Raw genomic sequence first — 23,827 nt, forward strand, 5'->3', positions numbered from 1 at the left:
TTTGGCCTAACCAAGGGCTCTGCCCGCTGCGGAGTAGACCGATGACCTCTTTCAATCCCTCCCTTGGCGCCCTGGGCATGCTGCGTCTCGGCGTGGCCTCGCCCGAGCTGCGCGTGGCGGATGTCGCTTTCAATCTCGAGCGGATCCTGGCGATTGCCCACGAGGCGCGCGGCAAAGGGTGCCGGCTTCTGCTGCTGCCCGAGCTCTGCCTGACCGGCTATACCTGCGGCGACCTGTTCTTTCAGCCGCTGCTGGTGGAACAGGCCCGCGCGGCGTTGGAGCGCATCGCCGAGTTCACCGCCCGCGAACCGCTGGTGCTGGTGGTCGGGGCCCCGGTGCTCCAGGGCGACCGCCTGTTCAACTGCGCGGTGCTGATTGCCGGGGGCAGGATCCGCGGCGTGGTCCCCAAGACCTTTCTGCCCAACACCCAGGAGTTCTACGAGCAGCGCTGGTTCGCGCCTGCCGGCGAGGCCAGCGCAGATCACTTGAACTGGGGCGGCGAGTCGATCCCCTTCGGGGCCGACCTGCTGTTTCAGGCCGAGCGTCTCCCCCAATGCGTGGTGGGCATCGAGATCTGCGAGGACGCCTGGGTGGCCAACCCGCCCAGCGGCCAGCTCGCCGTCAGCGGCGCCACCGTGCTGCTCAATCTTTCGGCCAGCCCCGAACTGCTCGGCAAGCAGGAATACCGCCGGGCGCTGGTCCAGGCCCAGTCGGCCCGCTGCCTGGCCGCCTATGCCTATGCCTCGGCCGGCCCCGGCGAGTCGAGCACCGACCTGGTGTTCTCCGGCCACTCGCTGATCGCCGAATACGGGATGGTGCTGGCCGAGACCGACCGTTTCGACTTCGAGTCGCAACTGGCGCTGGCTGACGTCGACCTGCAACGCCTTGGCAACGAGCGGCTCAAGAACAACAGCTTTGCCGAGTCGCGGCCGGCCCGCAGCTGCCGCACCCTGAGCTTCCCCCTGCCCGACACCCCTGCCCAGCCCCTGCTGAGGCCGATCCCGGCCATGCCCTTCGTGCCGCCCGACGACCGGGAGCGCAGCGGGCGCTGCCGGGAGATTTTCGCCCTGCAGACCACCGGCCTGGCCAAACGCCTGCGCCACACCGGGGCCAAGCAGGTGGTCATCGGCATCTCCGGCGGGCTCGATTCGACCCTGGCGCTGCTGGTCACCGCCAAGGCCTTCGACAAGCTGGGGCTCGCGCGCCAGGGGATCTGCGCGGTGACCATGCCGGGCTTCGGCACCACGGCGCGCACCCGCGGCAACGCCGAACGGCTGGCCGAACTGCTCGGGGTCAGCCTGCGGGTGATCTCCATCGACCCGGCGGTGCGCCAGCATTTTGCCGATATCGGTCACGACGAGGCGGTGCACGACATCACCTACGAAAACTCCCAGGCCCGGGAGCGGACCCAGATCCTCATGGACATCGCCAACCAGGTCCAGGGGCTGGTCATCGGTACCGGCGACCTTTCGGAGCTGGCCCTGGGCTGGTGCACCTACAACGGCGATCACATGTCGATGTACGGGGTCAACTCGGGGGTGCCCAAGACCCTGGTCCGCTACCTGGTCTCCTGGTGCGCCGAGGCCGAATTCAGCGGCGAGGCCTCCGCGATTCTGCGGGATATCTGCGCTACCCCCGTCTCGCCCGAGCTGCTCCCCCCCGACGAGAACGGCGAGATCGGCCAGGTGACCGAGGACCACATCGGCCCCTACCTGCTGCACGATTTCTTTCTTTTCCACGTGGTGCGCCTGCAGTATCCGCCGGTCAAGATCTTCCACTTCGCCAGGCAGGCCTTCGCCGGCAGCTACGGCGATGAGGAGATCCTGCACTGGCTGAAGAATTTCTACCGGCGTTTCTTCTCCCAGCAGTTCAAGCGCTCCTGCCTCCCCGACGGGCCCAAGGTGGGCAGCGTGGTCCTTTCGCCCCGCGGCGACTGGCGCATGCCCAGCGACGCCAGCGCCGCGCTCTGGCTGGCCCAGCTCGAGGAGCTGGAAACTTCACGCTAGGGCGAAGCTGCGTGTTCGCCCGTTCCAAAGGGCAGACACACAGGTCTGTAAAGGCAGACACACAGGTCTGTAAAGGCAGACACACAGGTCTGTAAGGGCAGACACACAGGTCTGTAAGGGCAGACACACAGGTCTGCCCCTACGGTCTGTCCACAACGATCAGGGAACAAATGACTGGCACCCTTTATCTCGTCGCGACCCCCATCGGCAACCTCGAAGATATCACCCTGCGCGCCCTGCGAGTGCTCAAGGAGGTCGATCTGGTAGCCGCCGAGGACACCCGCCACAGCCGCAAGCTCTTCGGCCATTACGGCATCACCACGCCCCTGACGTCCTGTCACGAGCACAACGAGGCGGCCAAGGGGGAGCGCATCCTTCAGCTGCTGCGCGAGGGCAAATCGGTGGCCCTGATCTCCGACGCGGGGATGCCCGCCATCTCCGACCCCGGTTACCTGCTGGTGCGCCGCTGCCGGGATGAGGGCCTGCCGGTCACCGCCGTCCCGGGAGCTTCGGCGGTGCTGACGGCGCTGGCCATTTCCGGGCTGCCGGTGGAGCGTTTCGCCTTCGAGGGGTTTCTGCCGAACAAGAGCCAGGCCCGCCGCACCCTGCTCAAGGGGCTGCAGGCCGAGCAGCGGACCCTGGTCTTCTACGAGGCGCCGCACCGGCTGCTGGCGGCGCTGGGGGATGTCGTCGAGGAGCTGGGGGGAGGGCGGCAGGTGGCGGTGGCCCGGGAGCTGACCAAGCTGCACGAGGAGCTGTTTCGCGGGTCCGCGAGCGCGGCTCTGGATCATTTCGGCGCCGAACGGGTGCGCGGCGAAATCGTGCTGCTGCTGGCGCCGGCCGAGGAGGCGCCGCAGCAGGAGACGGTGCGCGAGGCCCTGGCGCGCTGGCGCCGGGATACGGACCTGCCGATGCGGCAGATCGTCAAGGAGGTGGCGCGCCAGTTCAATCTGCCCGGCAGCGAGGTCTACCGGGAGAGCCTGGCGTTGAAAGAGGAGGACGAGGAGGAATGACCGAGGCTTAACGCCGGATGTCGAAGCCGGCGAACTCGCCGCGGAACTCCTCCCAGTCGACGTCGACCTCGCTGACCTGGGCCGCCGGCGGGCCCTGGCGGCACCAATCCAGCACCTGGCGGATCTGCGACTCCCGCCCCTCGAACAGGGCCTCCACCTCGCCGTTGGGCAGGTTGCGTACCCAGCCCGTCAGCTGGTGGCGCAGCGCCTCCTGGCGGGTGTAGTAGCGAAAGCTGACCCCCTGGACCACCCCGCGGATGCGTACCGTCGCGCGAATCTGTTTCATTGGCGGGACTCCTTCTCCATCATTTCCAGAAACTCTTCTTCACTCAGCAGGGCGATGCCGAGCTGGCGCGCCTTCTCCAGCTTGCTCCCGGCCTCCTCGCCGGCCACCACGTAGTCGGTTTTCTTGCTCACCGAGCCGGCGGCCCGGCCCCCAAGCCGCTCCACCATTTCCTGGGCCTCTTTGCGGCCGAAGCGGGTCAGCGCGCCGGTGAAGACGAAGGTCTTGCCGGACAGCGGGCCGCCGGCCCGGCGCGCCTCGGTGCCGGGGCTGACGCCGCTTTTCTCGAGGGCCTCGAGCACCTCGCGGTTGCGCGGCGAGGCGAAGAAGCTGACCACGCTCTCGGCCACCTGGGGGCCGATCTCGTGCACGGCCAGCAGCTCCTCGCGGCTGGCGCGGGCCAGCGCTTCGAGGGAGCCGAACTGGCGGGCCAGCACCTTGGCGATATGCTGGCCGACGTGGCGGATCCCCAGCGCGTGGAGAAACCGTGGCAGGGGGCGCTGTTTGCTGCTCTCGATGGCCCCGAGCAGGTTCTCGGCCAGCTTCTCCCCCATGCGCTCGAATTCGAAAAGGTCCTCGCGGGTCAAGGTGTAGAGGTCGGCCACGCTCTGCACCTTGCCCAGGCGCAGCAGCTGGTCGATGTAGCGGTCGCCGAGCCCCTCGATGTCCATGCCGGTGCGCGAGGCGAAGTGCTTGAGCGACTCCTTGAGTTGGGCCGGGCAGGAGAGCCCCTGGCAGCGCGGGACCACTTCGCCCTCGAGCTTGGCCACCGCCGAGCCGCAGGCCGGGCAGCTTTCGGGCAGGGGGACGGGCGTCTCGCTGCCGCTGCGCTTTTCGGCGAGAACCCGAACCACGTCGGGGATCACGTCCCCGGCCCGCTCCACCACCACGTGGTCGCCGATCCGTGCGTCGAGGCGGGCGATCTCGTCCCAGTTGTGCAGGCTGGCGCGGGCGACCATGACCCCGCTGACCTCCACCGGCTTGAGGTGGGCCACCGGGGTGATGGCACCGGTGCGGCCGACCTGCATCTGGATGTCCTCGATGACGGTCACCGCCTGGCGCGGCGGAAACTTGTAGGCAGTTGCCCAACGGGGCCGGTTTGATACCTCACCCAACTCATTCTGCCAGTCACGGCGATTCACCTTGACCACGACACCGTCGATTTCAAAAGGGAGGGCGTCTCGCCGACCCAACATGCTTTGATAGTACTCCAGAACTCCTTGAACTCCTGAGACCACTTGGGTTTCGGCCAAGTTGACGCGAAGTCCCCAGCCTTGCAAGGCTTTGAGCAGTTCACCGTGGGTTTGGGGGGGGGAGGAGTCGATTTGCCCAATTCCGTAGCAATAAATGTTTAACGGTCGTTTGGCGGTGATCCTAGAGTCGAGCTGGCGAAGACTGCCCGCCGCTGCGTTGCGGGGGTTGGCGAAGGTTTTCTGGCCGTTTTCTTCCAATTCGCGGTTCCATCGCTGGAATTCGTCTGTTTCGATGTAGACTTCACCGCGTACCTCGAGGAGCCCGGGGGGATTGCCTTGCAACACAAGGGGGACGGAGGGGACGGTTTTTAGATTTTCGGTGATCTTCTCCCCTGTGATGCCGTCGCCTCGAGTCGAACCAGTAATAAGCCTTCCGTTTTGATAGACTAGTTCCACCGCCAACCCGTCAAGCTTCATTTCGCAGATGTATTCGACATCTTCCGCTTCCGGCAGGGCGAGGAAGCGCTTGATTTGGGCATCGAATTCGCGAAACTCCTCCTTGTCCTTGCGGTTGCTGAGCGACAGCATCGGCAGGGTGTGCCGCACGGATTCGAATTTCTCCAGGGGCGGCGCTCCGACCCGCTGGGACGGAGAGTCGGCCGTTACCAGTTCGGGAAAACGCTTTTCCAACTCCAGCAGTTCCCGGAACAGCCGGTCGTATTCGGCGTCGGTTATCTCCGGGGCGTCCAGCGCATAGTAGCGGTAGTTGTGGTGGTGAAGTTGGGCGTCGAGTTCGGCGTGGCGCTGCCGGGCCTGGTTGCGGTCCATGAAAATCCTTTCCGGTGAAGCCCTGGTGGAGGGAATACGGGTCGAGCACGCCCCGGATTTATAGCACATGGCGGGCGACCGTTCAATAAACCGGAAAAGTCCCCTGTGCGATGCCACTAATGAATTGTCAAGCGGTCAGGCATCGGGTAAACTGCCAGGCAATTGATCCCTGGAGACAACCTCGTGGAAGACCAGCTGTTCCGCCTCGGCGTCCTGTTTGTTCTTTTTGTACTGTCGGCCTTCTTTTCCGGTTCGGAAACGGCCCTGATGTCTATCGACCGGCTGCGGGTCAAGTACCTCGTGGCCAAGAAGAGGCGGGGCTCCACCAGGCTCGAAAGCCTGCTGCTGCACCCCGACCGGTTGCTGAGCGCGATCCTGGTCGGCAATAACCTGGTCAACATCGCCATTTCGGTCTTCGCCACCGGTCTGTTCGTGCATCTCTATGGCGAGCGGGGCGAACTGCTCACCATCCTGGTGCTCACCCCCCTGCTGCTGCTGCTGGCCGAGGTCTCCCCCAAGACCTACGCCGCCAGGTATCCCGAGCGGGTTTCCTTTTTGGTGCTGCGGCCGATTCTGCTGGTGATGACTCTGCTGGCCCCGGTGGTCTGGCTGGTGACCTCTTTCTCCCGCATGCTCACCCGCCTGCTGGGCAGCGGCGAGGAGGAGCGGCCGATCATCTCCGAGGACGAGATCCACACCATGATTTCCGTCGGCGAGCAGGCCGGGGCGGTGGCCAAGGACAAGCGCAAGATGCTCCACGGGGTGCTGGAGCTGGCCGAGACCCGGGTGCGCGACGTCATGATCCCCCGCACCGAAGTGGTGGGCATCGAGGTGAATGCCCCATTCGAGACGGTGTTGGCGCTGGTGCAGGACTCGCGTCACTCGCGTTTTCCGGTTTACGAGGGGAGCCTCGACAACATCGTCGGGATCATCCATTCCAAGGACATCCTCAATTTCATCGAGATGCGCGACGGGTTTTCCCTGCGGGAGATCGCCCGTCCGCCCTATTTCGTCCCCGAATCCAAGCAGATCGAGACCCTGCTGCAGTCCTTTCGCCGGCGGCGGATTCACCTGGCCGTGGTGGTGGACGAATACGGCGGGGTCGAGGGTATCGTGACCCTGGAGGACATCGTCGAGGAGATCGTCGGCGAAATCCAGGACGAATACGACGTGGAGGAGGTCCTGGTGCGGGAGCTGGCCCCTGGTCGCTACCTGGTCGACGGGAGCATCTCCCTGCGCACCGTGAACCGACGGTTCGGGCTCGAGCTGTCCGAAGAGCACGCCAATACCCTGGCCGGATTTCTGCTGCGGACTCTGGGCACCATTCCCCAGGAGGGGGAACGCTGCGAAGCGAACGGCACCGTCTTCGTGGTGCGCAAAGTGGTCGATCGGCGGGTCGAGGAGATCGAGATGACTCTGCCTGCGGCAACTCCCTGACGACCAACGTTTTTTTTACCTTTTCCCGCCTCCTCGACACCCCCGCCCCCGGGGGTGTTTTTTTATGTCCGCCAGACAATCTAAGCCCTTAAAAAATTGGAAAATTCTCTTGACAAGGGGTAGGCCCCTCGCTATCATTCCCAAAAAGTGGGGACTCGTGTCAAAAGGGGACATCGGCGGCCTAAATGCAATTCTCCGGAGAGTTTCATAACGCCATCGACGGCAAGGGACGTCTCAGTATCCCTAAGGATTTTCGCGACTTGCTCGCGAATGGGGGAGACGAACGGCTGGTGGTGACCAAGAACCTCACCGGGGGGCTTTCGGCCTATCCGGTGGCTCTCTGGGAGCAGGTGATGGCAACGATGCAGCAGGCTTCGCCCACTCCGGAGAAAAATGCCGCCATCCGCCTGATGGTCGCCCCGGCGGTCCCCTGCGGCTTCGACAAGCAGGGCCGGATCATGGTTCCCCAGTCGCTGCGCACCCATGCGGCGCTGGACAAGGAGGCGGTCATCATCGGCATGTTCGACAAGATCGAGATTTACAGCCAGAGCCGCCATGCCGAGGTGACCCGCAGCTCCGAGGCGCTGCTCCAGGCCAATCCGCAGTTCCTGGCCGGGATGGGGTTCTGACCCTTGGCGCAGGGCGATTTCTCGCATCTTTCGGTAATGCCCGGTGAGGTCCTGGAGCTGCTCCAGCCCCGTGCCGGAGAAACCTATCTCGACGGGACCCTGGGGGGCGGCGGGCACTCTCGCCTGATCCTCGAGGCGTCGGCCCCCGATGGCCGGCTAATCGGCCTCGATCGGGATCCGGCGGCGCTCAGAAAGGCCGCCGAGGTGCTCGCTCCTTTCGGCGAGCGGGCCATCCTGCGGCACGCCAATTTCTCCGAGGCCGGCCGGGTGCTGGCCGAACTGGGGATCGCGGGACTCGATGGAATGCTCCTCGACCTGGGGGTGTCGTCCCATCAGCTGGATTCGGCCGAACGGGGCTTCTCCTTTCGGGCCGAGGCCCCCCTGGATATGCGGATGGACCCGACCGGCGGGGAGACGGCCGCGGATGTGGTCAATACCTATTCCGCTGACGATCTGGCCCGCATCTTCCGCGAGTACGGCGAGGAGCGATACGCGGGGAGAATCGCCCGGCGTATCGAGAAGGTCCGCCAGCAGGCGCTGCTGGAAAGCACCCGGGAACTTGCCGAACTGGTACGGGACGCCGTGCCGGGGGGGCACATTCCCTCGCGGATTCACCCGGCGACACGGGTCTTTCAGGCTCTGCGCATCCAGGTCAACCAGGAACTCGAGCATGTCCGCGAGGGTATCGCCCGGGGCCTGGAGCTGCTAAAGCCCGGCGGGCGGCTGGTGGTGATCAGTTTTCATTCCCTGGAGGATCGCATCGTCAAGCGTTTCTTCCAGGAGCAGGCCAAGGGTTGCATCTGCCCGCCGCGGCTTCCGACCTGCGTGTGCGGTCACCAGCCCGGGGTGGAGATCCTGACCCGCAAGGCGGCGCGTGCCGGCGAACAGGAGGTCGCAGGCAACCCCAGGGCCCGCAGCGCGGTGCTCCGGGCGGTGCGCAAGCTGGCCTGAGCATTTTTTCGATGTGATTCTGGAGGGTGGTATGTCGAATGTATCCATAAAGTCTCTGCCGAAAATCAACGGCTTCTCCCTGTCCCGTCCCCGGATCCTTCCCCTGCTTGTATCCGTTACCGCCATCATGGCGGTTTCGTTGTTTTTTGTCTGGTCCCGGATTGAGGCCGTCAATCTGGAGTACGCCATTTCCAGCCACGAAAGCCGGCTGCGGGAACTCAACCAGGAGTCCCGGCAGCTGCGCCTGGAGGTCGCCAGCCTGCGCAACCCGCTGCGCATCGAGCAGGTGGCCCGCAAGGAACTCGGTCTGAGGATGCCGACCCCGAACCAGGTGATAATCGTCGAATGATGGAGCGACTGGAGAGGTGGGTGCGATTTCGCATCAGGATGGTCTGCCTGGTTTTCGTGGTGGCCTTTTGCCTGGTTGCGGTGCGCGCCTTCCAGTTGCAGGTGCAGGGAGAGCAGGAGTGGCGCAAGCGGGCTGAACGACAGCACCAGAAGGTGATCCCCCTGACCCCGAGGCGGGGCACCATTTTCGACCGCAATGGCGAGGAGCTGGCATTGAGCATCGAGGTGGACTCCATCTATGTACAGCCCCGACAGGTGACCGACCCCGCTGCCGCGGCTCGGGCCCTCAGTGGCGTGCTCTCCATGTCCGCCGCTTCGCTCAAGGCCAAACTCAGCTCGGGAAAGAGCTTCCTCTGGCTCAAGCGCCAGGTTACCCCCCGGGAAAGCGAACTGGTGCGGGCTCTGGAGATTGCCGGTGTCGGTTTTACCAAGGAACATCGCCGCTTCTACCCCAACTCGGAGCAAGGCGCCCAGGTCATCGGCTTTACCGGTGTCGATCCCAAGGGCCTGGAGGGGGTCGAGCTCAAGTACGATGCCGAAATCCTGGGACAGAGCGGCTACCTGGTCACCGAACGCGATGCCCTGGGGCGGGGGATCGGTTCCGGCGAGGTGGTCATCGAGGGTCAGAACCAGGGCAGCAACCTGCAGCTGACCATCGACAAGAATATCCAGTACATTGCCGAAAAGGAGCTGGCCGCGGGGGTCCGGGAAGCCAACGCGAAGGCCGGCACGGTGGTGGTTCTCGACCCGATGACCGGGGAGGTGCTGGCCATGGCCAGCCAGCCGGATTTCAACCCCAACGCCTTCTACAAGTATCGGCCGAACCAGTGGCGCAACCGGGCGATCTGCGACACCTTCGAGCCAGGCTCCACCCTGAAGCTGTTCATGATGGCCGCCGCGTTGAATGAGGGCCTGGTGCGGATGGATCAGAAGATCTACTGCGAGAACGGGGTGTTCAAGGTCGGTGGCAAGGTGATCCACGATCACCATAAATACAAGGACCTCTCGGTCCTGGAAATTCTCAAGTACAGCTCCAATATCGGCTCGGCCAAGATTGGCAAGATGCTCGAACGCGAGAGGCTCTACCGCTACCTGACGGATTTTGGCTTCGGGCAGAATACCGGGATCGACCTGCCCGGAGAGGTGCCCGGTTTGCTGCGCCGCCCCTCCCAATGGTTCGAAATTGACCTGGCGGCCATCTCCTTCGGCCAGGGGATGACCATCACCGCGTTGCAGTTGGCCCGGGCGACCGCGGCCATTGCCAATGGCGGCTACCTCATGGATGCGCCGGTGGTGAGCAAGGTGACCGACCACGAAGGGCGGGTCCTGACGAGCAACCCGCCGCGGGCGATAAAGCGGGTGGTCTCCGAAGATGTGGCGCGCCAGGTGCGGGAAATGATGACCACGGTTTCCGAAGAAGGGGGCACCGGCACCCTCGCGGCGGTCCCCGGTTTCAGGGTCGCCGGAAAAACCGGGACCGCCCAGAAGGTCGACCCGGTGACCGGAGGCTATTCGGTGGACAAGCGCGTCGCCTCCTTTGTCGGCTTCGTGCCGGCGGAGAATCCTCGCCTGGTGATTCTCTCGGTGATCGACGAGCCGGAGGGCAAAACCTACGGCGGGTTGGTCGCGGCCCCGGTGTTTTCACGGATCGCCTCGCAAAGCCTGCGCTACCTGAAGGTGGCGCCGACCGCTCCGCTGCCTGCGGGCCCCATGGCGCTGCCGCCGGTCATGGAGGTTTCGGTCCCCTTGGAGGAGCCGACCCTGGCGACCCTGGAGCCGGCCGACGGCGGGGCGCCGATCATGCCGAACTTTTCCGGGATGAGCTACCGGCAGGTGCTGCAGACCATGGGAAAAACCGGCGTGAATCTCCGGCTCAAGGGACATGGCAGGGTCGTGGAGCAGTCTCCGCCGGCGGGGCGGCCGATAAGCTACTCGAGCGAAGCCTGGGTGCGGTTGGCGCCGCCGACCTGAAAATACCCTTTGACTTTTGCTCGCGGGGAGAAGAAAATGTCTGATTCTATGAAGGTTTCTACATTTTTGCAGAAGTTGTCCCCGCTCCGAATCGAGGGCCCGCCGGAGGCCGAGATTTCGGGTCTTTTCTACGACTCGCGCTCGGTGTTTCCGGGAGGGGCCTTTTTTGCGTTGCGCGGCGCCGCCGTGGACGGGCACCGGTTTATCGGCGATGCCGTGGCCAGGGGGGCTCGGGTGGTGGTTCTTGAGGAAACGCACCCCGTCCCTCAGGACGTCACCATGGTGCTGGTGGAAAATTCCCGACGGGCCATGGCCCTGTTTGCCCAGGAATTTTTCGGCGACCCGACCAGGGGCATCCCCGTAGTCGGGGTGACCGGCACCAACGGCAAGACCACGGTGACCTACCTGGTGGAGTCGATCCTCAAGGTCGCCGGGATGCACCCTGCGGTGCTCGGCACGGTCAATTACCGATTCGGCGAACGGCAGCTGCCGGCCATGCATACCACGCCCGAGTCGGTTGACCTGTTGCGTACCCTGGCCGAGTTCCGCGCGCAGGGGGCCGATGCGCTGGTGATGGAAGCCTCCTCCCACGCCCTCGAGCAACAGCGCACGGCGGGCGTACGCTTTGAGGTCGGGGTCTTTACCAACCTGACCCCCGAGCACCTCGATTACCATGGCGAAATGGAGGCCTATTTCGCCAGCAAGCGGAAACTGTTCGAAAAGCTCGAGGCCGGTACCGCGGGCAAGGCGGTCATCAACATTGACGACCCCTACGGGGCGCGCCTGGCCGGTGAGCTCGACCACCCGCTGACCTGCGGGACGGTTGCGGGCGCCCAGATCAGGGCCCGCGACGTCAGAATGTCCCTCGAAGGGATCGAAGCGTCGGTGGAGACGCCCCGGGGAAGCTTTCAGCTGCGCTCGCCCCTGGTCGGACTTTACAACCTGCAGAACCTGCTCTGCGCGGCAGGGGCCGGTCTGGCGCTGGGGATCGCCCTGGACCAGGTGGCCCAGGGCCTGTGCCGCGCCAGCCAGGTGCCGGGGCGCCTGGAGCGCATCGCCAACCAGGTGGGAGCGCTGGTGCTGGTTGATTACGCCCATACCCGCGACGCCCTGGAAAATGTGCTGGTCACCCTGAGGGAATTGTCGCCGCGGCGGCTGATTACCGTATTCGGCTGCGGCGGCGACCGCGACCGCACCAAGCGTCCGGCCATGGGCGAGGTGGCGGCGCGGCTCTCGGACCTGGTGGTGGTCACCTCGGATAATCCGCGCAACGAGGATCCTCTGGCGATCATCGAGGAAATCCGGGGCGGGGTGCAGAGGGTGATCCCCGCGGAATGCTCCAGGCAGGAGACATTCACCCCCGAGGGCAAGAAATATCTCGTCGTGGCCGATCGCCGCTCGGCCATTGAGCTGGCGGTCGAAGTGCTGCAGGCCGGTGACCTTCTGGTCGTGGCCGGCAAGGGGCACGAGGATTACCAGATTCTGGGTCGGGAGCGGATCCATTTCGACGATCGGGAAGAACTGCGTCGGGCCCTGGCCCTGCGGGAGGCGGAGGCATCTCCATGAACATCGACATCCAGAAAATTGCCCAGGTCACCCGCGGACGGCTGGCCCCGGCGGGAGCCAGGACGGTGATCACCGGGATCTCCACCGACAGCCGGACCATCAAGCCGGGCGAACTTTTTATCCCCTTGCGGGGCCCGAACTTCGACGGCCACGATTTCCTGGTCAGGGCCCTGCGCAACGGTGCAGTCGCCTGCCTCAGCGAGGAGGTCATCGCCGGGCTGCCGGTGCCCGTTATCCAGGTGGAAGACACCCTGCGGGCCCTCGGCGACCTGGCGGCGGATAAGCGGCGGGGCTTCGACGGCCCGGTCATCGCGGTAACGGGATCTTCCGGCAAGACCACCACCAAGGAGATGCTCGGGGCCATCATGAACCTGACCGGGCCGGGGCTCAAGACCGAGGGGAACTTCAACAACCTGGTCGGGCTGCCGCAGACCCTGTTTCGGCTTCAGCCCGAGCACCGCTGGATGGTGCTGGAGATGGGGATGAGCGCGCGGGGGGAGATTGCCCGCCTGGCCGAGATCGGCGCCCCGGATGTCGGGGTCATCACCAATGTGGCCGAGGCGCACCTGGAGACCCTGCATGGGCTCGACGGCGTGGCCCGCGCCAAGGGCGAGTTGTTCGCCGCCCTCAAGCCCGGGGGGACCGCGGTGATCAATGCCGACGATGATCGGGTGGTGCTGATCCCCGTGGCCAACGGGGTGCGAAAGCTGCTGTTCGGCACGGGCGGACCCGCCGAGGTGCGGGCCACGGACATCCAGGTGAGCCGGGACCGGGTGGATTTTCGCCTGCAGTTGCCGACCGGGGAATTCTCCGTAGCGCTGCAGGTGGCCGGCCGGCACAACGTGGCCAACGCCCTGGCCGCGGCTGCCGCCGCCTTCGCCATCGGCATCAGCGGAGAGCTCATCGCCCGGGGGCTGGGTCTTTTCCGTCCCAGCAAGGGACGGATGGAAACGGTGGAGCTGCGCGACGGGGTGCTGATGCTCGAGGACACCTACAACGCCAACCCGCTTGCGGTAAAGGCGGCCCTGCAGACCCTGGATGAAATGGGTGGTGAGGGGCGGCGCATCGCGGTGCTGGGGGATATGCTCGAACTGGGCGAAGCCTCCGCCAAGCTGCATTCGGAGGTCGGCATGGCCGCGGCACGGCGCGTGGACCAGCTGATCCTGCTCGGGACCATGGCGGAACATACGGCCGAAGGGGCTCGCCGCGGCGGTATGCCCGCTGAGCGGGTGCTGGTGCTGGCGAGCCACGAAGAGGCGGTCAACCGCCTGCGCGCCCTGCTGCTGCCCGGGGACCGGGTGCTGGTGAAAGGGTCGCGCGGCATGCGCATGGAGAAGATCAGCGCGGCCCTGCGTGAAACCGAAGCCTGCCTGGCGGCGGGCAACTGCTAGGGAGCCGGGATGCTTTATCACTTGCTTTATCCCCTGCATACCGAATTTTCGGTGCTGTATATTTTCCGGTTCATCACCTTCCGGACCATTTACGCCACCATCACGGCCCTGGTAATCTCTTTTATCCTTGGGCCGTGGCTGATCAACAAGCTCTCCAGCCTGCAGATCGGGCAGAGCATTCGCAAGGTTGGGCCGGAGTCGCACTTCAAAAAGGAAGGGACGCCGACCATGGGCGGGACGCTGATCCTGCTGGCCATCGTCCTGCCGACCCTGCTCTGGGCCGACCTGACCAACCTCTATGTCTGGCTGACCCTGTTGGTCACGGTGGGCTACGGCGCCATCGGCTTCGTGGATGACTACCGCAAGGTCAAGCTGAGGAACAGCGACGGTCTCTCGGCCCGGCAGAAGATGTTCTGGCAGCTGCTGATCGCCTTTGCGGTAGGCTTGGCGCTGTCCCTGTATCCGCCGTTCAAGACCACCCTGGCGCTGCCGTTTTTCAAGGGGGTCCTGCCGGATCTGGGGATGTTTTACATCCCCTTCGCCATGCTGGTGATCGTCGGCGCCAGCAACGCCGTCAACCTGACCGACGGGCTGGACGGGCTGGCCATCGGCCCGATGATTATCGCATCGGGGACCTACCTGCTGTTTGCCTACGTGGCGGGCCACGCGCGGGTTTCCGAATACCTGCAGATCAGTCCGGTGCCCGGGGCCGGCGAGCTCTCGGTGCTGTGCGGGGCAATGGTCGGGGCGGGGCTGGGGTTTCTCTGGTTCAACAGCTACCCGGCCCAGGTCTTTATGGGGGATGTCGGCAGCCTCTCCCTGGGCGGCTCGCTGGGGACCATCGCGGTCATCACCAAGCAGGAAGTGGTCCTGGTGATCGTCGGCGGCATCTTCGTGGTGGAGGCGCTTTCGGTCATTTTTCAAGTGACCTCCTTCCGGCTTTGGGGGAAGCGGATCTTCCGCATGGCGCCGATCCATCACCATTTCGAGCTCAAAGGGTGGCCGGAGCCGAAGATCATCGTGCGGTTCTGGATCATCAGCATCATCCTGGCCCTGGTGGCCCTTTCGACCCTGAAGCTGAGGTAGCATGCGGCGCGAGTATTCGGGAAAACAGATCGTGGTGGTAGGGGCCGGGCGCACGGGGCTGGCGCTGTCGGCGTACTTCCGCGAGCGCGGCGCCGCTGTCACCCTCTCCGACAGCCGCTCGGCCGAGCGGATCGGCGACCTGGAACCGCTGCGGCGGCTCGGCGTAGCGCTGGACCTTGGCGGCCACAGCGAGACTCTGTTCTCCTCCGCCGACCTGGTGGCAATCAGCCCCGGCGTCCCCCTGAGCGTTCCGGCGGTGGCCGCCGCGGCAGAGCGGGGGATCCCGGTGCTCGGCGAGATCGAGGTGGCCTGGGCAGAGCTCGAGGCGCCCCTGGCGGCGATCACCGGGACCAACGGCAAATCCACCACCACCAGCGTGATGGGGGAGATCTTCCAGGGCTGGGGCAAAAAGACCTTTGTCGGTGGCAACCTCGGCACCCCGCTGATCGAGGCCGCTGTTCAGGGCGACTGGCAGTGGCTGGTCGCCGAACTCTCATCCTTCCAGCTCGAGGCGATCCGGGATTTTCGCCCCCGCTATGCGCTGCTGCTCAACATCACCGAGGACCACCTCGACCGCTATCCCGACATGGCGGCCTACGTCGCGGCCAAGGCGCGGATCTTCGAGAACCAGACCGAGGCCGACGTCGCCGTGCTCAACGCCGAAGACGCGCTGGCGCTGGAAGCGGCCGCCGGCTGCCGTGCCCGCCGGGTGCTGTTCTCATCGGACAAGGCTCTGCCCGAGGGGATGGGTTACGAGGCCGGCGAGATCGTCTGGCGCTGGCAGGGCCGCGAGTGGCGCTTCGCCGTCTCGCAGCTCAAGCTCAAGGGTCTGCACAACGTGGAAAACGTCATGGCCGCCATGATTCCGCCGCTGCTCGAGGGCTGCCCCCCCGAGCTGGCCTGGCGGGCGGCCTGCGGCTTCGGCGGTCTGGCCCATCGCATGGTGCCGGTGCGCACCCTGGAGGGGGTGACCTGGTACAACGATTCCAAGGGGACCAACGTCGGCAGCGTGGTCAAGAGCCTGGCCGGGCTCTCGGCGCCGGTGACCCTGATTGCCGGCGGCAAGGACAAGGGGGGCGATTACGGTGCGCTGGCCGAGCTGGTCCGCGAGAAGGTGGCCCACCTGGTGCTGATCGGGCAGGCCGCCGAGCGAATCGCCTCGGTGCTGGGCGGGTTAACTCACACGCTGCGCTGCGCAAGCCTGCAGGAGGCGGTGCTCAAGGCGCGGGAGCTGACTCCCCCCGGCGGCGCCGTGCTGCTTTCGCCGGGCTGCAGCAGCTTCGATATGTTCACCAGCTTCGAGGAGCGCGGCGAGGTGTTTACCCGCGCGGTCCTGGCGCTCTCCGAGCAGAAGGTGGTCTGATTCATGGAGCTGAGGAAGGGGTTTGACAATTCGATTCTCCTGCTGGCGGTGGTGCTCACCTGCTTCGGGGTGGTCATGGTCTACTCGTCCTCCTCGATCATGGCGGCCAAGCGCTACGCCGACGGTTTCCACTTCCTCAAGCGCCAGGGGCTCTTCGCCGTGGCGGGGATGCTGATCATGGTCGCGGCCATGCACGTCGACTACCACCGGCTGCGCAAGTTCGCGGTGCCGTTCCTGCTTTTCTGCTTCGCCCTGCTGGTGGCTGTGCTGATCCCCGGGATCGGCTCCAATGCCGGCGGCGCGTCGCGTTGGATCCGCCTGGGCGGTTTCAACGTGCAGCCTGCCGAACTGGCCAAAATCGCCCTGGTGGTCTACATGGCCCATTCGCTCTCCAAGAAGAAGGAGAAGATCAAAAGCTTCAAGCTCGGCTTCATCCCCTACATGGTGGTGCTGGCGGCCCTGCTGGCGCTGCTGCTCAAGCAGCCGGACCTGGGCAGCGCCATGACCCTGGGTGGCGTGGCCATGGTGATGCTGCTGGTCGCCGGCGCCCGGCTCTCCTACCTGGTTTCCCTGGTGATCCTGGCCCTGCCGTTTCTCTACTTCCTGGTCATGAACGTCGACTACCGGCGCAAGCGCATCCTCGCCTTCCTCAATCCCTGGGAGGATCCCACCAACACCGGTTTTCAGATCATCCAGAGCTGGATCGCCTTCGGCACCGGCGGCCTGTTCGGCAACGGGCTGGGGGAAGGCAAGCAGAAGCTGTTCTTTCTTCCCGAGGCGCACACCGACTTTATCTTTGCCGTGGTCGGCGAGGAGCTCGGGTATGCGGGGGTGCTGGTGATCAGCGCCATGTTCCTGGTCCTGGTGATGCGCGGCATGCGCACCGCGCTGCACGCTCCCGACGATTTCGGGCGCTATCTGGCTTTCGGCCTGACCCTGCTGCTGGGCCTGGAGGCCTTTGTCAACATCGCGGTTGTCCTGGGGATGCTGCCCACCAAGGGATTGGCGCTGCCGTTTCTGTCCTACGGGGGGACCAGCCTGTTCTGTACGCTGGGGGCCGTGGGGGTGCTGCTCAACATCTCCAGCCAGGCGCCGGGGGAGGTCCGATGAGGTTGCTGCTTGCCGGTGGCGGCACCGGCGGACACCTGTTTCCCGCTGTGGCATTGGCCCAGCGGCTGCTGGAGACCGATCCCGGCTCCGAGGTGCTTTTCGTGGGCACGCAGCGGGGGATCGAGGCGCGCACCCTGCCCGCGCTGGGGCTGCCGCTGCGGACGGTGGACATCGGCGGCTTTGTCGGCAAGGGCTGGCTGAAGCAGTTGGCGGTGGGGCCGCAGCTGGCCAAAAGCATCTGGCAGTCCCTGACCATCATCACCGGTTTCAAGCCCGATGTGGTGGTCGGCGTCGGCGGCTATGCCTCGGGGCCGGCGCTGGTGGCGGCCAAGCTCAAAGGGTTGCCGGTGCTGATTCACGAACAGAATGCCTGGCCGGGTTTGACCAACCGGCTGCTGGCCCGCTGGACGGATCGGATCTGTCTCTCCTTCAGCGAGTCCGACCGTGCCTTCCATCACGGCCGCACCGTGCTGACCGGCAACCCCCTGCGCAAGGGGATGGATGACTGTCCGCCGATTCCGGCCGCGCAGCCGCTGCTGCTGGTTTTCGGCGGCAGCCGTGGAGCGCGGGCGATCAACGACGCGATGGTGGAAACCCTGGCCCATCTCGCACCGCTCAAGGGAAAATTTGAGATCCTGCACCAGACCGGAACCGAAGACCTGGAGAGGGTTCGGGCGGGGTACCGCGAGGCGGGCTGGAATCCGGATTCGGCAGTGCCCTTCATCCAGGACATGGCGGCGGCCTACGCCCGGGCCCACCTGGTGCTGTGCCGGGCCGGCGCCACCACCATCGCCGAACTGACCGCCTGCGGACGCCCCTCGATCCTGGTCCCCTATCCCTACGCGGCGGCCGATCATCAGACGGCCAATGCCCAGGCGCTGGCCAGCAAGGGAGCGGGACTGCTGCTGCCCCAGAGCGACCTGAACGCCGAACTGCTGGGACGAATGATCGGCGATCTGTTCCACGACCGCGAGCGCCTGCTGTCCATGGCCGGAGCGGCATTTTCTGTCGGCAAGCGTGGTGCCGCCGACCTGATTTTGCAGGAGTGCCGCGCCATCATCAAAAAGAGCGGCTGGTAGACCGGCAGGCGGAACTTGATGTACCTTTACCTTTTGGAAAAAAGCTGACGTTTATGTACGGAAAAATAAGCAAAATACATTTTATCGGGATCGGCGGCATCGGCATGAGCGGCATCGCTGAAGTACTGCTCAACCTGGGTTACCAGGTCTCCGGCTCCGATTTGAAGGAATCCGAAATCACTCAGCGCCTGGCCAGCCTGGGCGGGACCATCCATTTCGGGCATCGTCCGGAAAATCTCGGCGAGGCCGATGTGGTAGTCACCTCCACCGCGGTAAGGGCCAGCAACCCCGAAGTGCTCGAGGCCCATCGGCGGCTGATCCCGGTCATCCCCCGGGCCGAAATGCTGGCCGAACTGATGCGCATGAAATATGGCATCGCGGTGGCCGGGACCCACGGCAAGACCACCACCACCAGCATGGTCGCGACGGTCCTGTCCCACGGCGGCATCGACCCCACTTCGGTCATCGGCGGCCGGCTCGACCTGCTCGGCTCCAACGCCAAACTGGGCCAGGGCAAGTTCCTGGTCGCCGAGGCCGACGAATCGGATGGCTCCTTCCTGCACCTGTCGCCGACCATCGCGGTGGTCACCAACATCGATGCCGACCACCTCGACTTCTACCGTGATCTGGAGCAGATCAAGGACACCTTCGTCGACTTCATCAACAAGGTCCCTTTCTACGGGCTGGCCGTGCTCTGCCTGGATGATCCGAACATCCAGGAGATCATCCCGCGGGTGAAGAAGCGCTTCACCACTTACGGGCTATCCAGCCAGGCCGATATCCGCGCCACCGCCATCGAGCACCGCGAGGGGACCACCTCCTTCACCGTGCACCGCCGGGAGGAGACCCTGGGCCGGGTCTGTTTCCGCATGCCCGGGCGGCACAACGTGCTCAACGCCCTGGCCACGGTGGCCGTGGCCCTGGAGCTCAACCTCCCCTTTGCCACCATCGCCGAGGGTTTCAAGGACTTCGGCGGGGTGCAGCGCCGCTTTCAGGTCAAGTTCGATCAGGGCGGCATCATGGTGGTGGACGATTACGGCCATCACCCCGCGGAAATCAAGGCGACCCTGGCAGCGGCCCGCTCCGGTTGGGACCGGCGGGTGATCGCGGTGTTCCAGCCCCATCGCTACAGCCGCACCAAGGCGTTGCTGGGAGATTTCGAAACCGCCTTCTACCAGGCCGACCACCTGGTGGTCACCGACATCTACGCCGCGGGCGAGGACCCCATCGAGGGGGTGGATGCCGCTCTTCTCGCCAGCGGAATTGCCGGGCATGGCCACAAGGACGTACGGCATATCGCCGATTTCAATGCCATCGCCTCCCATCTGCTGGCGATGGTCCGGGAGGGGGATATCGTCATCACCCTCGGCGCCGGCAACGTCTGGCAGGTCGGCGAGCAGCTGATCCGGTTGTTGAGGGAAAAGCAGTAACTTGTCGCAGACGCTCTTTGAAAGCCTGAAGCTTGCCCTGGATGGCAACCTGCTGTGCGGCGAACCCATGGCCCGCCACACCACCTGGCGGGTCGGCGGGCCTGCCGACCTGTTTCTGGCACCCGCCGGCCGGCCTCAGCTGCTGGAGGCCCTGCGGCTGCTCGCCGCGGCAGGGGTCCCCTGGCAAGTGGTCGGTGCCGGCAGCAACCTGCTGGTCCGCGACGGTGGCATCCGTGGCGCGGTGATCCACCTGGGCCGCTTCCGCGAGCTGAGTTTTGGCCAGGCGGGCGAGGTGGTGGCCGGCGGCGGCCTGCCCCTGATGACCCTGATCCGCCAGAGTGCCGAACGCGGCCTGGCCGGCCTGGAAGGGCTGGCCGGCATTCCCGGCACCGTCGGCGGAGGGGTGGCGATGAACGCCGGGGCCGGGGGGCAGCAGCTTTCGGACGTGGTCCGTGAGGTCGTCCTTGCCGGTCCCCGGGGCGAGGAAACCTGGGAGGCTGGAAAACTGCAGTTCGGCTACCGGCATTCCGTCGTTCCCAGCGACCGGGTGGTGGTGGAAGCCCGGATGCAATTCCGGCCCGCCGCTCCCGCTGCCCTGGCGGAAGAGATCCGCAGCCGCCTCGCCCATCGGGGGCAGGCTCACCGGGTCGGGGGACCCAACGCCGGCTCGGTGTTCAAGAACCCGCCGGGGCACCAGGCCTGGAAGCTCATCGACCAGGCCGGTCTGCGCGGAGCGCGCGAGGGCGGAGCGCAGGTTGCGGAGCGGCATACCAATTTCATCGTCAACACCGGCGGCGCCACCGCCGGGGATATCGTCAGGCTGATGGCGCGCATTCAAACGGAAGTCAAAAGCCAGACCGGCATCGAATTGGAGCCGGAAGTGAAAATCCTCGGAGAGTAAAAAGAGGCAGTTTTTGTCCGGTATTTATTCTGACCCCTGGATTCTGACCACTGAATATTTGGAAATATGACCCGCAGCGAATTGAAGAAAAAACGAATCGGTGTCCTCATGGGCGGACTGTCCGCCGAGCGGGAGATTTCCCTGCGCACCGGCCGGGCGGTGCTTGGCGCCCTGCAGCAGTCCGGCTTCCAGGCGGTGGAAATCGACGCCGGCCGCAATCTCGCGGCACGCCTGGTGGAGGAGGCGGTGGAGGTCGCCTTTATCGCCCTGCACGGGCGTTTCGGCGAGGATGGCACGGTCCAGGGCCTGCTGGAGATCCTCGGCATCCCCTACACCGGCAGCGGGGTGCTCGCCTCGAGCGTGGCCATGGACAAGGTGACCACCAAGAAGCTGCTGCTCTATCATGAGCTGCCCACCCCGGCTTTCGAAGCCTACCGGCGCGGCGAGGACCAGACCAGGCTGCTGGATCGCTGCCGGCATTTTCCCCTGGTGGTCAAGCCGGCCCGGGAGGGCTCGACCATCGGGGTCAGCATCGTGCGCAACCCCGAAGAACTGCAGCGGGGGCTGAGCGAGGCCCTGAAATGCGATGACCTAATCCTGGTGGAGGACTTCATCCAGGGGCGGGAGGTCACGGTCAGCATCCTCAACGGCCAGGTGCTGCCCATCATCCAGGTGGTGCCCAAGGGCGGTTTCTACGACTACCAGGCCAAGTACACCGCCGGGCAGACCGAATACCTGCTGCCCGCCCCCCTTGACGGGGTGCTGTACGACCGCATCCAGCAGATGGCGCTGGCCGCCTACCGGGTGCTGGGATGTGCCGGGGCCGCAAGAGTCGATTTCATGGTGCGGGAGAAGGAGTTTTTCTGCCTCGAGGTGAACACCATCCCCGGGATGACGGAAACCAGCCTGCTGCCCAAGGCCGCAGGCCATGAGGGGATTTCATTCGCGGAGTTGGTGCTGCGCATGCTGGAAGACGCGGCCCTGGGAAAGTAGCTGGAGCAAGGGGCGCTTTTAAACGGGTAGTTTCGTGGGGACGAGGGAGCGGGGATAACCGGTGAGGGATCTGAAAGCCCAGAGTCAGACCAAGGTCAAGGTCAAGGCAAACCGCCGCAAGCGTGAGAAAAAGCCGCGCAACTGGAAGAAGTTCTTTCATGTGCTGCTGACCGCCACGGTGCGCCTCGGATCGGTGGTTCTGCTGGTCAGCGGGGCCTTCCTGGTCGGGCAGATGCTCTTTCAGTCCGGGTATTTCAATGTGGAGCGGGTGCGGGTTTCGGGGCAAAATAAGGTGAGCGAGGAGGCGATCCTGGCCCAGTCCGACATCGCGCTGGGGACCAACATCTTCGATCTCGACCTCGAGATGATCGGCAGCAAGATCGCCGAAAACCCCTGGATCGCCTCGGCGCAGGTTGAACGGGCTTTCCCCCGGGAGGTGCTGATTCGAGTCAGCGAGCATGAACCGAAGGCGATCGTCAATCTCGACCATCTGTATTACGTGGATGCCGAAGGCGAGGTCTTCAAGACCCTGGTTCCTTCGGACAGCCTCGATTATCCGGTGATTACCGGAATCGACCGCAAATGGCTGCTGGAGCGCCCGGAGGAGGCGCGGCGGATGCTCGGCGATGCCCTGGCCCTGGCCCTGGCTCTTTCAAACCGCAGCCGCTTCAACCTGGCCCAGGTCTCCGAACTGCATGTCGACGCCACCGAGGGACTGGTTCTGTACACCCTGGTCGGGGGAATCCCGGTGCACATGGGGTTTGGCAATTTCGACATCAAACTGGATAGGCTGGAACATATATATCCTGAGCTTGCCCCCCGCCTGTTGGGGCTGAAGTACATCGATCTGAACGTGACCGACCGGGTCATTGTCAAGCTCGATCCCAGGATGGTTTCGGGCAAAGGGTAGGGCGCGACTGATTTCTGGCATTAGGCCTGTTTTCGAATAGCAACCGCTGGACAAGGGGGAAAGGAAGAACGATGAGCAATAAGCGGGAGAACCTGATTGTCGGCCTGGATATCGGTACCACCAAGATCTGCGCCATCGTCGGCAGCCTCACCGACGAGGGGCTGGATATCGTGGGTATCGGCACCAGCCCGTCCAAAGGTTTGCGCAAAGGGGTGGTGATCAACATCGAGAGCACCGTCGCCGCCATCCAGAAGGCCCTGCGCGAGGCCGAGCTGATGGCCGGATGCGAAATCAAGGCGGTCTTCGCCGGCATCGCCGGGGGGCACATCCGCGGCATGAACTCGCAGGGGGTCATCGCCATCAAGAACCGCGAGGTGACCAATGAGGACGTGCGCCGGGTGATCGACGCCGCCAAGGCCATCGCCATCCCCATGGACCGCGAGGTGATCCACATCCTCCCTCAGGAGTTCATCATCGACGACCAGGACGGGATCAAGGAACCCCTCGGCATGAGCGGGGTGCGCCTCGAGGCCAAGGTGCACATCGTCACCGGCGCCGTCGCCAGCGCCCAGAACATCATCAAGAGCTGCAACCGCGCCGGGGTCGACGTGGGCGACATCGTGCTCGAGCAGTTGGCCTCGGCCGAGGCGGTGCTTTCGCCCGACGAGAAGGAACTTGGCGTGGCGATCATCGACATCGGCGGCGGCACCACCGACATCGCCATCTTCGTCGACGGGGCCATCAAGCACACCTCGGTGCTGTCGCTGGGCGGCAACCACCTGACCAACGACATCGCCGTGGGCCTGCGCACCCCCATGGCCGAGGCCGAAAAGATCAAGCAGCGCTACGGCTGCTGCCTGACTGCCATGGTGGGCAAGGACGAGACCATCGAGGTCCCCTCGGTGGGCGGGCGCGAACCGCGCATCCTCTCGCGGCAGCTGCTTGCAGAGATCCTCGAGCCGCGCGTGGAGGAGATCTTCACCCTGGCCAACCGGGAAATCATCAAGAGCGGCCTCGAGGACGTGATCGCCTCGGGGGTGGTGATCACCGGTGGGACCTGCATCCTGCCCGGCATGCCCGAGCTGGCCGAGCAGATCTTCAACCTGCCGGTGCGCCGCGGTGTCCCCCGCGATATCGGCGGGCTGACCGACGTGGTCAATTCGCCGATCTACGCCACCGGCGTGGGGCTGGTCAAGTACGGCACCAAAAACCTGCAAACCAGCAATTTCAAGATCGGCCAGGAGAACGTTTTCGACAAGGTCATTCGCCGCATGAAAGAGTGGTTCGGCGAATTTTTCTAACCGAATATTTCGACAATGATGTCAACCCAGGCCAGGGT

General features: G+C 64.9%; 20 protein-coding genes. 18 read left to right on the forward strand and 2 right to left on the reverse strand.

The window, feature by feature from the left end:
- Positions 1 to 41 precede the first annotated feature (41 nt).
- Positions 42 to 2,006 (forward strand): NAD(+) synthase, encoded by a 1,965-nt coding sequence (locus DESUT3_RS05145; RefSeq protein ID WP_221251382.1) that lies wholly within the window; start codon positions 42 to 44, stop codon positions 2,004 to 2,006.
- Positions 2,007 to 2,176: 170 nt separating this feature from the next.
- Positions 2,177 to 3,019 (forward strand): 16S rRNA (cytidine(1402)-2'-O)-methyltransferase, encoded by an 843-nt coding sequence (rsmI, locus tag DESUT3_RS05150; protein ID WP_221251383.1) that lies wholly within the window; start codon positions 2,177 to 2,179, stop codon positions 3,017 to 3,019.
- Positions 3,020 to 3,026: 7 nt separating this feature from the next.
- Here the strand turns inward: rsmI and DESUT3_RS05155 are convergent, their stop codons facing one another.
- Positions 3,027 to 3,305 (reverse strand): acylphosphatase, encoded by a 279-nt coding sequence (locus DESUT3_RS05155; protein ID WP_221251384.1) that lies wholly within the window; start codon positions 3,303 to 3,305, stop codon positions 3,027 to 3,029.
- The gene (ligA, locus tag DESUT3_RS05160) at positions 3,302 to 5,323 is read right to left on the reverse strand and encodes an NAD-dependent DNA ligase LigA (RefSeq protein ID WP_221251385.1); all 2,022 of its coding nucleotides are present in this window, start codon (positions 5,321 to 5,323) and stop codon (positions 3,302 to 3,304) included. Before ligA ends, DESUT3_RS05155 begins: the two co-directional genes overlap by 4 nt.
- A gap of 183 nt (positions 5,324 to 5,506) precedes the next feature.
- Between ligA and DESUT3_RS05165 the strand changes: the two genes are divergently transcribed.
- From DESUT3_RS05165 to ftsA, 16 genes are all read left to right on the forward strand, one after another.
- A complete protein-coding gene (locus DESUT3_RS05165; RefSeq protein ID WP_221251386.1) occupies positions 5,507 to 6,760 on the forward strand; it encodes an HlyC/CorC family transporter in 1,254 nt (417 codons plus the stop codon).
- A 185-nt stretch (positions 6,761 to 6,945) separates the two neighbouring features.
- Positions 6,946 to 7,389, forward strand: a complete 444-nt coding sequence (locus DESUT3_RS05170) for a division/cell wall cluster transcriptional repressor MraZ (protein ID WP_221251387.1) — start codon at positions 6,946 to 6,948, stop codon at positions 7,387 to 7,389.
- Between the two features lie 3 nt (positions 7,390 to 7,392).
- On the forward strand, positions 7,393 to 8,340 hold the full coding sequence (gene rsmH, locus DESUT3_RS05175) for a 16S rRNA (cytosine(1402)-N(4))-methyltransferase RsmH (protein WP_221251388.1): 948 nt from the start codon (positions 7,393 to 7,395) through the stop codon (positions 8,338 to 8,340).
- Positions 8,341 to 8,371: 31 nt separating this feature from the next.
- A complete protein-coding gene (gene ftsL / locus DESUT3_RS05180; RefSeq protein ID WP_221251389.1) occupies positions 8,372 to 8,689 on the forward strand; it encodes a cell division protein FtsL in 318 nt (105 codons plus the stop codon).
- Between the two features lie 20 nt (positions 8,690 to 8,709).
- Entirely contained in the window at positions 8,710 to 10,659 is a 1,950-nt protein-coding gene (locus DESUT3_RS05185; protein ID WP_318835992.1) for a penicillin-binding protein, read from the forward strand.
- A 48-nt stretch (positions 10,660 to 10,707) separates the two neighbouring features.
- Positions 10,708 to 12,225, forward strand: coding sequence for a UDP-N-acetylmuramoyl-L-alanyl-D-glutamate--2,6-diaminopimelate ligase (locus tag DESUT3_RS05190; protein WP_221252478.1), 1,518 nt, complete (start codon positions 10,708 to 10,710; stop codon positions 12,223 to 12,225).
- Positions 12,222 to 13,616, forward strand: a complete 1,395-nt coding sequence (locus DESUT3_RS05195; RefSeq protein ID WP_221251391.1) for a UDP-N-acetylmuramoyl-tripeptide--D-alanyl-D-alanine ligase — start codon at positions 12,222 to 12,224, stop codon at positions 13,614 to 13,616. Before DESUT3_RS05190 ends, DESUT3_RS05195 begins: the two co-directional genes overlap by 4 nt.
- A 9-nt stretch (positions 13,617 to 13,625) precedes the next feature.
- The gene (gene mraY / locus DESUT3_RS05200) at positions 13,626 to 14,702 is read left to right on the forward strand and encodes a phospho-N-acetylmuramoyl-pentapeptide-transferase (protein ID WP_221251392.1); all 1,077 of its coding nucleotides are present in this window, start codon (positions 13,626 to 13,628) and stop codon (positions 14,700 to 14,702) included.
- A gap of 1 nt (position 14,703) precedes the next feature.
- Complete coding sequence (murD, locus tag DESUT3_RS05205; protein WP_221251393.1) at positions 14,704 to 16,065, forward strand: UDP-N-acetylmuramoyl-L-alanine--D-glutamate ligase; 1,362 nt, start codon at positions 14,704 to 14,706, stop codon at positions 16,063 to 16,065.
- Between the two features lie 3 nt (positions 16,066 to 16,068).
- Positions 16,069 to 17,175, forward strand: a complete 1,107-nt coding sequence (ftsW, locus tag DESUT3_RS05210; RefSeq protein WP_221251394.1) for a putative lipid II flippase FtsW — start codon at positions 16,069 to 16,071, stop codon at positions 17,173 to 17,175.
- Positions 17,172 to 18,254: an undecaprenyldiphospho-muramoylpentapeptide beta-N-acetylglucosaminyltransferase gene (gene murG / locus DESUT3_RS05215; RefSeq protein ID WP_221251395.1), complete on the forward strand. Its 1,083-nt coding sequence runs from the start codon at positions 17,172 to 17,174 to the stop codon at positions 18,252 to 18,254. Before ftsW ends, murG begins: the two co-directional genes overlap by 4 nt.
- Before the next feature lie 53 nt (positions 18,255 to 18,307).
- Positions 18,308 to 19,684, forward strand: a complete 1,377-nt coding sequence (murC, locus tag DESUT3_RS05220; RefSeq protein ID WP_221251396.1) for a UDP-N-acetylmuramate--L-alanine ligase — start codon at positions 18,308 to 18,310, stop codon at positions 19,682 to 19,684.
- A 1-nt stretch (position 19,685) separates the two neighbouring features.
- A complete protein-coding gene (murB, locus tag DESUT3_RS05225) occupies positions 19,686 to 20,585 on the forward strand; it encodes a UDP-N-acetylmuramate dehydrogenase (RefSeq protein WP_221251397.1) in 900 nt (299 codons plus the stop codon).
- Between the two features lie 66 nt (positions 20,586 to 20,651).
- Complete coding sequence (locus DESUT3_RS05230) at positions 20,652 to 21,578, forward strand: D-alanine--D-alanine ligase (RefSeq protein ID WP_221251398.1); 927 nt, start codon at positions 20,652 to 20,654, stop codon at positions 21,576 to 21,578.
- Between the two features lie 61 nt (positions 21,579 to 21,639).
- The gene (locus DESUT3_RS05235; RefSeq protein WP_221251399.1) at positions 21,640 to 22,488 is read left to right on the forward strand and encodes a cell division protein FtsQ/DivIB; all 849 of its coding nucleotides are present in this window, start codon (positions 21,640 to 21,642) and stop codon (positions 22,486 to 22,488) included.
- 71 nt (positions 22,489 to 22,559) lie between these two features.
- Positions 22,560 to 23,789: a cell division protein FtsA gene (gene ftsA / locus DESUT3_RS05240; protein ID WP_221251400.1), complete on the forward strand. Its 1,230-nt coding sequence runs from the start codon at positions 22,560 to 22,562 to the stop codon at positions 23,787 to 23,789.
- Positions 23,790 to 23,827 lie beyond the last annotated feature (38 nt).

The organism is Desulfuromonas versatilis, assembly GCF_019704135.1.
GTDB classification, from domain to species: Bacteria; Desulfobacterota; Desulfuromonadia; order Desulfuromonadales; family NIT-T3; genus Desulfuromonas_A; species Desulfuromonas_A versatilis.

Coding starts and splice junctions, on each gene's coding strand:
- ligA (WP_221251385.1), bottom strand. CDS start 5,323: ATGGACCGCAACCAGGCCCGGCAGCGCCACGCCGAACTCGACGCCCAA.
- ftsA (WP_221251400.1), top strand. CDS start 22,560: ATGAGCAATAAGCGGGAGAACCTGATTGTCGGCCTGGATATCGGTACC.
- murD (WP_221251393.1), top strand. CDS start 14,704: ATGCGGCGCGAGTATTCGGGAAAACAGATCGTGGTGGTAGGGGCCGGG.
- DESUT3_RS05170 (WP_221251387.1), top strand. CDS start 6,946: ATGCAATTCTCCGGAGAGTTTCATAACGCCATCGACGGCAAGGGACGT.
- rsmI (WP_221251383.1), top strand. CDS start 2,177: ATGACTGGCACCCTTTATCTCGTCGCGACCCCCATCGGCAACCTCGAA.
- DESUT3_RS05195 (WP_221251391.1), top strand. CDS start 12,222: ATGAACATCGACATCCAGAAAATTGCCCAGGTCACCCGCGGACGGCTG.
- DESUT3_RS05190 (WP_221252478.1), top strand. CDS start 10,708: ATGAAGGTTTCTACATTTTTGCAGAAGTTGTCCCCGCTCCGAATCGAG.
- mraY (WP_221251392.1), top strand. CDS start 13,626: ATGCTTTATCACTTGCTTTATCCCCTGCATACCGAATTTTCGGTGCTG.
- ftsL (WP_221251389.1), top strand. CDS start 8,372: ATGTCGAATGTATCCATAAAGTCTCTGCCGAAAATCAACGGCTTCTCC.
- murG (WP_221251395.1), top strand. CDS start 17,172: ATGAGGTTGCTGCTTGCCGGTGGCGGCACCGGCGGACACCTGTTTCCC.
- murC (WP_221251396.1), top strand. CDS start 18,308: ATGTACGGAAAAATAAGCAAAATACATTTTATCGGGATCGGCGGCATC.
- ftsW (WP_221251394.1), top strand. CDS start 16,069: ATGGAGCTGAGGAAGGGGTTTGACAATTCGATTCTCCTGCTGGCGGTG.
- DESUT3_RS05230 (WP_221251398.1), top strand. CDS start 20,652: ATGACCCGCAGCGAATTGAAGAAAAAACGAATCGGTGTCCTCATGGGC.
- DESUT3_RS05145 (WP_221251382.1), top strand. CDS start 42: ATGACCTCTTTCAATCCCTCCCTTGGCGCCCTGGGCATGCTGCGTCTC.
- DESUT3_RS05155 (WP_221251384.1), bottom strand. CDS start 3,305: ATGAAACAGATTCGCGCGACGGTACGCATCCGCGGGGTGGTCCAGGGG.